The organism is Rhodopseudomonas sp. B29 (genome assembly GCF_000333455.1).
Classification (GTDB): domain Bacteria; phylum Pseudomonadota; class Alphaproteobacteria; order Rhizobiales; family Xanthobacteraceae; genus Rhodopseudomonas.
Genome location: NZ_BADD01000540.1, coordinates 1 through 11,809 on the forward strand (window position 1 = coordinate 1; position 11,809 = coordinate 11,809).

13 protein-coding genes are annotated in these 11,809 nt (G+C 64.6%); 1 reads left to right on the top strand and 12 read right to left on the bottom strand.

The annotated features are described in order from the left end of the window. The 10 genes from I5M_RS19055 to I5M_RS30985 form a co-directional block, all read right to left on the bottom strand. On the bottom strand, window positions 1-1,431 hold a 1,431-nt coding region (locus I5M_RS19055), incomplete at its 3' end, for a methyl-accepting chemotaxis protein (RefSeq protein ID WP_022722852.1). Between the two features lie 351 nt (window positions 1,432-1,782). Further along, the gene (locus I5M_RS19060; RefSeq protein ID WP_031337040.1) at window positions 1,783-3,468 is read right to left on the bottom strand and encodes a methyl-accepting chemotaxis protein; all 1,686 of its coding nucleotides are present in this window, start codon (window positions 3,466-3,468) and stop codon (window positions 1,783-1,785) included. 210 nt (window positions 3,469-3,678) lie between these two features. After that, window positions 3,679-5,268: a phosphoglycerate dehydrogenase gene (gene serA, locus I5M_RS19065; RefSeq protein ID WP_022722854.1), complete on the bottom strand. Its 1,590-nt coding sequence runs from the start codon at window positions 5,266-5,268 to the stop codon at window positions 3,679-3,681. 140 nt (window positions 5,269-5,408) lie between these two features. Then, a complete protein-coding gene (locus tag I5M_RS19070) occupies window positions 5,409-6,581 on the bottom strand; it encodes a phosphoserine transaminase (protein ID WP_022722855.1) in 1,173 nt (390 codons plus the stop codon). Window positions 6,582-6,978: 397 nt separating this feature from the next. Continuing rightward, on the bottom strand, window positions 6,979-7,350 hold the full coding sequence (locus I5M_RS19080) for a hypothetical protein (RefSeq protein WP_022722857.1): 372 nt from the start codon (window positions 7,348-7,350) through the stop codon (window positions 6,979-6,981). A gap of 3 nt (window positions 7,351-7,353) precedes the next feature. Then, window positions 7,354-7,575, bottom strand: coding sequence for a hypothetical protein (locus I5M_RS19085; protein WP_159104008.1), 222 nt, complete (start codon window positions 7,573-7,575; stop codon window positions 7,354-7,356). Then, on the bottom strand, window positions 7,559-7,834 hold the full coding sequence (locus I5M_RS19090) for a hypothetical protein (protein ID WP_022722859.1): 276 nt from the start codon (window positions 7,832-7,834) through the stop codon (window positions 7,559-7,561). Before I5M_RS19090 ends, I5M_RS19085 begins: the two co-directional genes overlap by 17 nt. Window positions 7,835-7,837: 3 nt before the next feature. Next, window positions 7,838-8,329 carry a hypothetical protein gene (locus I5M_RS19095; protein ID WP_022722860.1) on the bottom strand — a complete coding sequence of 164 codons (492 nt, stop codon included), beginning with the start codon at window positions 8,327-8,329 and terminating at the stop codon, window positions 7,838-7,840. A gap of 52 nt (window positions 8,330-8,381) precedes the next feature. Beyond that, the gene (locus I5M_RS19100) at window positions 8,382-8,747 is read right to left on the bottom strand and encodes a hypothetical protein (protein ID WP_022722861.1); all 366 of its coding nucleotides are present in this window, start codon (window positions 8,745-8,747) and stop codon (window positions 8,382-8,384) included. 3 nt (window positions 8,748-8,750) lie between these two features. Beyond that, window positions 8,751-9,533: a TIGR02594 family protein gene (locus I5M_RS30985; RefSeq protein ID WP_022722862.1), complete on the bottom strand. Its 783-nt coding sequence runs from the start codon at window positions 9,531-9,533 to the stop codon at window positions 8,751-8,753. Between the two features lie 304 nt (window positions 9,534-9,837). Between I5M_RS30985 and I5M_RS19110 the strand changes: the two genes are divergently transcribed. Further along, a complete protein-coding gene (locus I5M_RS19110; protein WP_022722863.1) occupies window positions 9,838-10,044 on the top strand; it encodes a hypothetical protein in 207 nt (68 codons plus the stop codon). A 43-nt stretch (window positions 10,045-10,087) separates the two neighbouring features. Here I5M_RS19110 and I5M_RS34105 read toward each other — a convergent pair whose 3' ends face one another. Together I5M_RS34105 and I5M_RS33175 are read right to left on the bottom strand one after the other, a co-directional pair. Continuing rightward, the gene (locus I5M_RS34105; protein ID WP_283804876.1) at window positions 10,088-10,213 is read right to left on the bottom strand and encodes a hypothetical protein; all 126 of its coding nucleotides are present in this window, start codon (window positions 10,211-10,213) and stop codon (window positions 10,088-10,090) included. 9 nt (window positions 10,214-10,222) lie between these two features. Next, on the bottom strand, window positions 10,223-11,710 hold the full coding sequence (locus I5M_RS33175) for a hypothetical protein (RefSeq protein ID WP_022722864.1): 1,488 nt from the start codon (window positions 11,708-11,710) through the stop codon (window positions 10,223-10,225). Between the last annotated feature and the right edge of the window lie 99 nt (window positions 11,711-11,809).

Sequence of the window (11,809 nt, forward strand, 5' to 3'; positions counted from 1 at the left end):
GTTGATGTCGCCGATCGTGCCGGTGATGCCGGCGATCGACTGCACCGCGGTCGAGGTCGAAGACTGCATCGCCGAAACCTGTGCCGAGATCTCTTCGGTGGCTTTGGCAGTCTGGCTGGCCAGCGCCTTGACCTCGCTCGCGACCACAGCAAAGCCGCGACCGGACTCACCGGCGCGCGCAGCTTCGATGGTGGCATTGAGCGCCAGCAAATTCGTCTGCGAAGCGATCGAATGAATCAGTTGCACGACCTCGCCGATCTTCTCGGCGCCGGTCGACAGTTGCCGGACGGTCTCATTGGTGTGTTCGGCATCATCCACCGCCTTGGCGGCAATCTGGCGCGACTGATCGACCTGGCGCGAAATCTCGGCGACGCTGGCGGAAAGTTCTTCCGAGGCAGACGCGACAGTGCCGACCATCGAGGCCGAGGAGTCGGACGCGGCGCCGACCGCGGCGGCACGCGTACTGGCGTCGGACGCCATGGTGGTCATCGATTGCGCGGTGGCCTGCATCTGGCGTGTCGCGTCGGCGACGCTACTCACCACGCCCTTGACGCTGCGTTCGAATTCGTCGGCGATCTGCTGCATCAGCGCCTTGCGCTCGGCCGCGGTGCGCTGCTGGACTTCATGCTCCTGCTGTTCGAGACCGCGGATGCGAACCGCATTGTCCTTGAACACCTGGACCGTCTGGGCCATCTCGCCGACTTCGTCGCCGCGCTCGACGCCGGGGATCGGCGCTTCGAGCTGACCTTCGGCGAGCGTCTGCATCCGTTTGCCGAGGGCGCCGAGCGGACGGGTGATCGATCGGCCGATCAACCAGGCCACCAGCGTGGAGAATGCGCCGATGCCGACGATGGCGGCGGCGAGGCCCCACAGGATCGGCCGCAGCTTGGCGTCGATATCGTCGAGGTAAGCGCCGGAGCCGATGAACATGTCCCAGCCCGGAATGGCGGCGGCGTAGCCGACCTTGTGGGCCATCTCCTTGGTATCCGGCCGCTGGAAGTCGTAGAACGCCAGGGTGCTGCCCTTGGCGGCGACGCCGTCGCGCAGCTCGCGCGTGACGAACCGGCCGTTGACCGGAATGTTGAGCCGGTTGGTGCCGCGCTGGAATCCAGGCAGCGTCACCACCGTGCCGTCCATCGTGTAGACGAACGAATAGCCGGTGCCGTTGTCGTATGTCAGCGTTTCGATCCGCTTGCGGAATTCGTCGATCGCCGCGTCCTTGGTGAGTTCGCCGGCAGCGACCTGCTTCTGCAGGCCCTTCGCCATGTTGACGCCGCTGTCGACGAACGCCTTGACCTGATCGATCCGCGCTTCGAGCATCTGCTGCTTGACGATCGACGCAGCAAAGAAGCCGGAGCCCGCCAGCCCCAGGATGGTGACGGCGACCAGAATGCAAAGCTTGGGGGTGACGCGAAGACTGCTGAATTTCACGGATGGAACTCCGGCCATAATAACAATGAACTGACCGAAGTAATAACGTACCGAAGTATCTAAGTCGTTAGGGCTGCGGCATGAAGCACTGTCCTCATGTGATTGAAGCGAGGGAGCATCCTCAGTCGCAGCGCCGTCATCCTGAGGTGCGCGCGTAGCGCGCCTCGAAGGATGCGGACAAGGCACGTGCGGCCCATCCTTCGAGGCCCGCCGCGCCGCGCTGAGCGCGGCCCAGCGGGCACCTCAGGATGACGCCGGTAAGAGTGGAAAAGCCTCTCTGGCAATCAGAAGATTAAGGAGGCTCCGGGCGATATCCGCCCGAAGCCTCTTCGAACAACGCCAGTTATTTCCTCACGCCGCCCTCACCTTGCCGAGAAAGTCATCGACTGCGGCCTGCAGCGCGCCGGACTGACCGTCGAGCGCGCGCGCGTGTGACAGCACTTGCGCGGCGGCGTCGCCGGTGGCCGACGCGGCGGCGCTGACGCCGCCGATGTGACCGCCGATCTCGGAGGAGCCGGCCGCCACCGCCTGGATGTTGCGGGCGATGTCGCGCGTCGCGGCGCCCTGCTGCTGCACCGCGCTGGCGATCGCCATGGTGATGTTGTTGATCTCGCCGATCGTGCTGGTGATACCGGCGATCGACTGCACCGCCATCGAGGTCGACGACTGCATCGCCGAAACTTGCGCCGAGATTTCCTCGGTCGCCTTGGCGGTCTGGCTCGCCAGTGCCTTCACTTCCGACGCAACGACGGCGAAGCCGCGTCCCGACTCCCCGGCGCGGGCCGCTTCGATGGTGGCGTTCAGCGCCAGCAGGTTGGTCTGCGACGCGATCGAGTGGATCAGCTGCACCACTTCGCCGATCTTCTCGGCGCCGATCGACAGCTGCTTGACGGTCTCGTTGGTGTGGCCGGCGTCGCTCACGGCCTTGCCGGCGATCTCGCGCGACTGTTCGACCTGACGCGAAATCTCGCCGACCGAGGCCGAGAGTTCTTCCGAGGCCGAAGCCACAGTGTTGACCATCGAGGCGGACGAGTCGGACGCGTTGCCGACGGCGGCGGCGCGCGAGCTGGCGTCGCTGGCGGTCGCCGTCATCGACTGCGCGGTTGCCTGCATGTGCCGCGTCGCGTCGGCGACGCTGCGCACGACACCATTGACGCTGCGTTCGAACTCGTCGGCAATCTGCTGCATCAGCGCCTTGCGCTCGGCAGCGGTGCGCTGCTGCACCTCATGCTCTTGCTGCTCGAGGCCGCGGATCCGCACCGCGTTGTCCTTGAACACCTGGACGGTCTGCGCCATCTCGCCGACTTCGTCGCTGCGTTCGACGCCGGGGATCGGCGCTTCGAGTTCGCCTTTGGCGAGAGTCTGCATGCGCGAACCGAGCGCGCCGAGCGGGCGGGTAATCGAGCGGCTGATCAGCCAGGCGAACAGGCTGGACGCCAGCGCGATCACGACGATCGAGACTCCGAGCGCCCAGAAGATCGGCATCAGCTTGGCGTCGATGTCGTCGAGATACGCGCCGGTGCCGACGAACATGTTCCAGCCGGGGATGGCCACCGCATAGGACATCTTGCGGATGTTCTCTTCCGAGTTCGGCCGGCGGAAGTCGTAGTACAAAGTGACGTTGCCGCCGTTGAGAACGCCGTCGCGCAGTTCGCGGACCAGGAAACGGTTGTTGGTCGGAACGTCGATGCGATTGGTGCCGATCGCCTTCTTGTCCGGCGTGGCGACGGTGACACCGTCGTTGGTGTAGGCGAACAGATAGCCCTGGCCGTTGTCGTAGGTCAGAGCGCTGGCGTCGCGGGCAAATTGCGCCAGCGCAGCGTCCTTGGTGAGCGCGCCGGCTTCGACCTGCTTCTGCAGGCCCAGCGCCAGATTGCGGCCCATCTCGGAGATCGCCTTGGCCTGCTCGATCCGGGCAGTGAGCATCTCGCGCTTCATCATGTAGCCGGCAAACAAGCCGGCGACGCACAGACCCAGGAGCGTGCCGGCGACCAGCAGGCCGAGCTTGGGGGTGATGCGAAGATTGCTCAGTTTCAACGAAGCCTCCCGGGTGATGAACACGCGATGCGCGCGAGGGACTTCGTATGACTACCGGAGATATGTTCCCGGGAGGTTACTGCACCGTACCCTTCGGCCTAATTGCGCATTTGACCATTGGGCGGTCATGAAAAATCCCTCCCCCGTTGCCGGAGGAGAGATTGATCAACCACTCGTTGTGGAACGTGAGCGCCTCAGAACGCCAAAGCCTTAGAACGCCAGCGCCTTGGCCTGCTTCACTTGCGGCAGCGCCTGGACCTTGGCGATGACGTCGGCAGGGGCCGGGCCGTCGATCGTCACCAGCGCGATGGCATCGCCGCCTTCGCTGTGGCGGCCGAGGTTGAAGGTCGCGATGTTGACCTTGGCGTCGCCGAGCAGGCTGGCGAACTTGCCGATGAAGCCCGGCTTGTCCTCGTTGGTGACGTAGATCATCGACTTGCCGAACTCGGCGTCGACGCGGATGCCCTTGATGTCGACCAGGCGCGGCTTGCCGTCGGCATAGACGGTGCCGGACACCGAACGCTCCTGCTGCTCGGTGGTCACCGTCAGGGTGATCAGGCTCTCGTAGTCGCTCTCGGCGGCGCGGACGACTTCGTCAACCACCATGCCGCGCTCCTTGGCGATCACCGGCGCCGAGACGACGTTGATGTCGCCCAGCATCGGCCGCAGCAGGCCCGACAGCACCGCGGAGGTCAGCGCCTTGATCTTCATCTCGGCGACTTCACCCTCGTAAGTGATCGTCACTTTGGTGATGCCGGTCTCGGTGAGCTGGCCGGCGAACGAGCCGAGCTTTTCGGCGAGTTCGATGAACGGCTTCAGCTTCGGCGCTTCTTCGGCGGTGATCGACGGGAAGTTGACCGCGTTGGTGATGGCGCCGCTGAGCAGGTAGTCGCTCATCTGCTCGGCGACCTGCAGCGCGACGTTCTCCTGCGCTTCGGTCGTCGAGGCGCCGAGATGCGGGGTGCAGATCACGTTGGGCAGGCCGAACAGCACGTTGCTGGTCGCCGGCTCTTCGGAGAACACGTCGAACGCCGCGCCGGCGACGTGCTTGGACTTGAGCGCTTCGGCGAGCGCGGCCTCGTCGACCAGACCGCCGCGGGCGCAATTGATGATACGCACGCCCTTCTTCATCTTCGCAATGGCAGCCGCGTCGATGATGTTCTTGGTCTTCTCGGTCAGCGGGGTGTGCAAGGTGATGAAGTCGGCGCGCTTGAAGATGTCTTCGAGCTCGACCTTCTCGACACCCAGATCCTTGGCGCGCTCCGGCGACAGGAACGGATCGAACGCGATCACCTTCATCTTCAGGCCGAGCGCACGGTCGGCGACGATCGAGCCGATGTTGCCGCAGCCGATCACGCCGAGCGTCTTGGCGGTGATCTCGACGCCCATGAAGCGGTTCTTCTCCCACTTGCCGGCCTGGGTCGAGGCGTCGGCGGCGGGAATCTCGCGGGCCAGCGACAGCATCATGGTGATGGCGTGTTCGGCGGTGGTGATCGAATTGCCGAACGGGGTGTTCATCACGATGATGCCCTTGGCGGTCGCCGCGGGAATCTCGACGTTGTCGACGCCGATGCCGGCGCGGCCGATCACCTTGAGCTTCGACGCCTTCTCCAGGATCTTCGCGGTCGCCTTGGTGGCGGAGCGGATCGCGAGGCCGTCGTAATTGCCGATGATCTCGGCGAGCTTCTCTTTGTCTTTACCCAGCGCCGGCTGGAAATCGACGTCGATGCCGCGATCCTTGAAGATCTGCACGGCGGCTTCCGACAGCGCGTCGGAAATGAGGACTTTGGGAGCGGTCATGGGATGGGATCCGTTGCTGAATGATGCATTTGCCGACGTCACCCGCGGGCTTGACCCGCGGGTCCATCTTCAAGGATGGATGGCCGGGTCAAGCCCGGCCATGACGATGAGACGAAGACGATCAGACGAAAGGTCGACGCTTACGCCGCCTGCGACAGCGAGGCCTTGGTGGTCTCGAACGCGTAGTCGAGCCACTGCGTCAGCAGCTTGACGTCGTTCGCCTCCACCGTGGCGCCGCACCAGATGCGCAGACCGGCGGGGGCGTCGCGATAGGCGCCGAGATCGTAGCCGGCACCTTCCTTCTCGACGACCGCGACCAGCTTCTTGGCGAAGTCGGCCTGAGCTTCGGCGGGCAGCGAAGTAATCGCCGGGTCCACCACCTTGAGGCAGACCGAGGTGTTGGAGCGGATCGCCGGATCGGCGGCCAGGAAGTCGGCCCACTTGGCCTTGGCCTGCCAGTCGGTCAGCACCTTGGTGTTGGCGTCGGCGCGGGCGATCAGGCCCTTGAGGCCGCCCACCGACTTAGCCCAGTTGAGCGCGTCGATGTAGTCCTCGACGCACAGCATCGACGGGGTGTTGATGGTCTCGCCCTGGAAGATGCCCTCTATCAGCTTGCCGCCCTTGGTGAGGCGGAAGATCTTCGGCATCGGCCAGCTTGGCGTGTAGCTCTCGAGGCGGGCCACGGCGCGCGGCGAGAGGATCAGCATGCCGTGCGCGGCTTCGCCGCCGAGCGCCTTCTGCCAGGAGAAGGTGACGACATCGAGCTTCGGCCAATCCAGCGGCTGCGCGAAGGCGGCCGAGGTGGCGTCGCAGATCGTCAGGCCTTCACGGTCGGCCGCGATCCAGTCGGCGTTCGGAACGCGCACGCCCGAGGTGGTGCCGTTCCAGGTGAACACGACGTCGGTGTTGCAATCGACCTTCGAGAGGTCGGGAATTTCGCCGTAACCAGCCTTGAGCTTGGTGACGTTCGGGAGCTTCAGCTCCTTGGTGACGTCGCCGACCCAGCCGTCGCCGAACGATTCCCAGGCGAGCGTGGTGACGGGACGCGGCCCGAGCATCGACCACAGCGCCATCTCGACGGCGCCGGTATCGGACGCAGGAACGATGCCGATCTTGTAGTCCGCCGGCACTTCAAGGACTTCGCGCGTCAGGTCGATGGCGAGCTTGAGCTTGGCCTTGCCGACCTTCGCGCGATGCGAGCGGCCGAGCGGGGCGTCCTTGAGATTTTCGGGGGACCAGCCGGGGCGCTTGGCGCAGGGGCCGGAGGAGAATTGCGGCGCATTGGGCCGCGAAGCGGGCTTCGCTACAGTCATAGTCTATCCTTCCAGATAGCTGCCTCTCGGTGGGGAGAGGTTTCCCGCCTCTGGGCGTACAGGAAGCCTAGCAAAACCGCAAGAACCTAGATTGTGAGACTTTCGGTCCATGCGTGTTCATGCCTGATCGACAGTGAACGCGCATAGAACATCGGGTTGCTGTGACACATGGCTGACACAGCGATGTTCCCGTCATGTTCTAGTCCAGAAACGCAAAAAGGCCCCGCCACCCTTTCGGGCAGCGGTGCTGAATTATGCGCTGGTGATGAAAGGCTATCGGCGCGCTCGCCCGATCTTGCAGGCCGTCCACGCCCAAGCGACGATCGCGACCACAAGGCCCACCAGGGCGACGGCGGTCACTGCGGCGGAGAACAGCAGCTTCAGCATCTGGGAGCCATCACGCGCTCACCGGCGGGAACCCGCGCTCGAGCAACTTGTCGAGCCGCTGGGTGATACCGCGCAGGTCGTTCTTCATGTCGGAGAACTGGGAGTCGTTGTGGTTGGCGAGCTGCTTTAGGTCGTCGTGGTTGGCGAACTCCTTCTCGGCGTAGCGCTGGAAGGTCGACAGCTCGGTTTGCAGAGCGTCAATCTTGAGGTTCGCCTGCACAGCGCGCAGGCCCGAACTCTTCGCCTCTTCCATCGCTGCATCGGCTCTTGCCTTTGCGTCACTCATCTGCCCAGCGATTCTCATCCAGAACCCCGCGAATGTGAGTGACAGGCCGATGAGCCCTGCGGCCACGCCGATCGTCGACCAGGAGACGGATTCCATTGCTCACTTCCCATAGGCGCGGCACTGGTCCCGCAATAGCTTGTAGTCAGCGATCATCGATGGCGCCGCCGCGCCCGGATCGGCGGAGAGAAGCTTGCGCAGCTCGCCGCCGGCCTTCTTCACCGTCGCCGGCGCATAGCTCCGAAGCGGAGGGCATTTCGTCTGCACCACCACCTCAGGCGCATCGTGCGGAAACGAGCCCATCGCATCAGAAGGCGTCGCCACGCTCCATGCCGGCAACGACAGCGCCGACATCAGGACGATTGACCGCAACCTCGCTTGCACGACGCTCCGCATCGGCGCTCTCCTTGTTGATGGTGGATGTGGTCTGTGCCGCGCCCAGCTCGCGCTGGGCTTGCTCGGCGCGCTTCTGGGCCAGCCAGTCGTTGAACGACCGGCCGATGCCGTTGAGGAGCGCCTCGATGATCGGCGCCAGGACCTTCAGGAGGGCGGCGCCGGCCGCCCCCGCGAACAGCGAGCCCATGGGCTACGGCTTGGTGGTGATGAGGCTGGCGGCGATCTTCACCGCGCTGGCATCGGCCTCGGGCGCGAGATCGAGCCGGCCCCAGATCTTCTTGGCCAGCCCTTCCGGACCACCGGCCCAGCTCAGCAGCCATGCCGGCGCGTTGTCGATCGCATATTGCAGCGCCTCCGCCAGCACCTTGTTGCCGACGGCGACGTCCAGCGTCTTGCCTTTGGTCGCGCCGGCCACGGCGTTGAGGCCATATCCGATCGCGTTGTTGAGCAGCAGCTCGACGCGGCCATTGCCGAGGATCGCAGCGACGTTGCCGGGCAGCTGGCGGAAGCCCCACGCCACCAGCGCGGCGAGCCCAGAGGCGACGAACGGCAGCCAGTCGCTCACGATCTGGCCGTAGGGGATGGTGACGCTGCCATCGGCAGCGAGGGCGACGACGGGAACGAACACAGCGACCGCGGCAAGGCCGATCAGCCGCCCGAGATTGGCGTCAGAGATGTGCATGGATGTTGTCCTTCGAGGAAGCGCCGGAGGCCCGCCGGCGCGCGGGAATGGGTCAGGCCTCGGAACTGGTACGCGGACCGATGATGCTTAGGTCGATCTCACCGACAAACCCGGGATGAATCAGCGTGCAGGCCACGCGCCCGTGCGGCTTTGGCGTGAGCTTTTCACTCTGGCGGATACAGTTTCCGAGGACGCCGGAGATGGCCCCGCACACAACCTCTGCAAGATATTCGGCGGGGACCGCCTGATCAGTCCATGCGATGGCGACAAGGTCGATGTCGCGCTTGAGGCTTCCGTGTACCGTGACGGCGTAGCCGTGGAATCGCGCAGCAGTACGAACAGCCGGAAGGATCGAATCTAGAATGGACCGGCAGAACGCGCCGGTTGCTTCGCGAATGGCCTGGTTCTCGCCCTTCATCTATCAGGCCTCGTTGCTCGAGACTCGGCCGTCGCTGCGCACCAGGGGCAGCGAGGCGAAGCCGATTTGCAGCGGCAGAGGAACGTCCTTCGGCCACCAGAAGCCTTGATTGAGCCGGCTCTGCGGGAACGGCGCGATGGAAACCTTGTCGCCCTGGTTGCCGCCGAGCCCCATGACGTTGCCGTGCTGATCGCGGCCGACGATGCAGATGATGTGGCCGCCGCCGGTGCGCTTCATCGGCGCGAACGCTCCGACAGCCGGGCCGGGCAGCTTCACCGCGGGCCAGTGACCGGCGAAGTCGAGCGCCCATAGCGTCTCGGTGCCCTTCAATCCGACCTTCGTCAGGATGTGGTTGGCGAACAGCGCACACCAGGCAATCGAGTCGTGCTTGTACTCGCGGGCGATGTCGCCGCCCTCTTCCTTCGCCCAATCGAGAATCTCGGGGTTGTCGGTGGCGCCGGGGGCTTCCTTGACGTTGATCAGCTTGATCCCCGCTTCCAGCCACAGCGGACGTCCGACCTCAACCGGGGTGGCTTGCTGGACCACCGCAGGGGCGGTCTGAGCGCGATCGAGCGCGGACGCGGTCTGCGGGCCGACCTCACCGTCAACCTTGAGCCCGGCGCGGCGCTGGAAGGTCTCGACGGCAGTGTCCGTCGCCGGGCCGAAGTATCCGGTTCCGGTCAGCGCGTAGCCGATTGCCTTGAGCGCGAGCTGAAGCTGACGGACGGCCTCTCCTTGCGCGCCCATGCGCAGGGGACCGCCGGCCACGAGGGCGGCGATGGTCATGGTGTGGAATCCTTGGTTGAGCGGCGCCGGAAGGGAATTTGACGCCCATCATTGCCCCGGCGCGGGCAATGGGACTCTTTACGCGGCATCGTTGTGCGAATAGGGTTCTGCCCGCGTTGGCGGCGTGACACCTGTTAACGCGATCGAAGGCAGCAGAGGTTACCGGCTCTTATGTCGGGTGGCCCGGTAATAAGGTCTAGTAGAAGCGCGGCCTCATGAACCGCGTGGACGAAATAACGGGGTCAGCAAACTCTGCTGCTGATGTCAACCACCCGGCACCAGCCGGGCAGCGCAGAGGGCTGCCATGCACCAGTTCGAAGAACCGCTTTCGCCGTCGGACATCGCCAAGCTGACTTTCAACTTCTTCCGCAAGGTGCCGGTGATTGCCGCCGTGACGCTCGGAACCGTCGCCGCTGTCGCCGCTGAAACTTCATGCTCCCAGCCCTGTCACGAGAAGTTCTGCCAGCACCCCGACGGCATCACTCTCACGCCGGCTCCGAACCCGCGCTAGGCAGCCAGCAAACCGTCTCGGGGACGTCACGAGCTCTGATAACCTAGTTGGTAATAGGATTGAGTAAGTCAACCGCCTTCGCTTTCAGCTTCAACTGCCAACCCGGCACTGCCGGATCAGAAAAGCCAGTCAACCCGCGAACTAAGCTGTTACCAAGCTGCATGGTCATTCTCCTATTCTACATCCGCAGCGTTGCTGCGAAGCTCATGTTCGCCGCACCGAGGATCGTCGTGCTGTTAGTTCCGTCGCTGTTTTGCATCATCTGGATGTAATGGAATCCGATCTGCGGTGCGTAGCCGCCGACGCAAGAGATCGTTCCCGGATTTCCAAATGTGCTGACGCTGCCTGAGGACGCCGCCTTGTCGTTGGACGACGTGCCATCCATCACGAAGCCGAACCCGCCGTATGATCCGATTGCTGAAGCCGGGACCGTGTATGCTGACATCGACACCGTGATCCCGTCCTCGGCGAGACCCGAAACGAAACTGACGCGATTGTTGGTAGAACCGTTAAGCGAATTTGGTGTCGTGCTACTGCCAGTAGTCCACGAACTGGTGCTGTCGTTAACATCCGCAACGACCAGAACCCGATTGTATGCATTCCAGACGTTGTAAACCGCGGCGCCACCGCCCGCAGCCGACGAGCCGGGGATGTAATCGAGATAGGCCGACGCGTCGCTTCGCGTTGTACCAACATAGGTGCCTCGCTGCGCCGCAGGGCCGTTGGTGATCGATGCGTTGTTGAGATAGATACCGTTGACGCGAACCAGCGCGGTGCCAGCTGAGCGCGTCGTGTCGTTGGTCCAGTCCGGGCCGTGAGACAGCCGCAGCGTGCCGCCGTCGTTCCAGACGAACCAATCGTTGATCTTACTGGCTCCGATCGCGGCGGGGTTCTTCGTGGTGTCCGTCGTCGCGACCGAGATCTCTGAGAACGCCGTCGGCACCATGTTGGAGCCGTCGTAGAGCGGCACCATGTTGCCTAGATACGGCGTGTAATAGATCGTCGTCTTCGCCGCCTGCGACGACGTCATCACCGGCGTTCCGCTCGCCAGCGTAAGCCGCCCCTGAGGCGGTGTGCTGAGCACCACCGCTCCGGTCTGTCCGTTGAGCTGCGATACGCCCGCCGTCGAGGCGGCTACAGCGGAAGTGACGAAAGCGGTGCTGGCTACCTGCGTCGTGTTGGTACCGGGCGCTGCGGTCGGTACGGTCGGCGTCCCGGTGAAGGCCGGGGAATTAGCGAACACCGCCGCGCCCGTGCCGGTCTCATCGGTCAGCGCTGCCGCGAGATTGGCGCTGGACGGCGTCGCCAGCCACGTGCCGACGCCCGTGCCGAGACCGGCGAGACCGGAGATTGGAAGCCCGGTCGCATTGGTCAGGGTGAGGCTGGACGGCGTACCGCCGGCGCCGTTGTACAGCACCGGAGCGCCAGCGCTGCCGGTGTTGATCGCCAGCGCCGCGGCAATGCCCGTGCCGAGGCCTGTGACGTCGGACCCGATCCGAACCGTGCAGGTGTTGTTCGCGCAGTTGAAGGTCTTTCCGATGAGCGTCTGGCTGTCCGTGGTGCCGACCACGGCGCCGGTCGGCGCGGTCTTGAGCGCGAAGGCGTCGAGATCGGCATCCCAGGCTTGAACATTGGCGCCGACGACCAGCGACAACAGCGAGCGCATCTGCGCCGCGTTGCAATCCTCCGGGGCGCCGGTGCCGGCCGTGGTGCGGCACTTTCGTGGTCCCGTTGGCCATGGTGGCGAGTTCGGCGTTCGTCACCA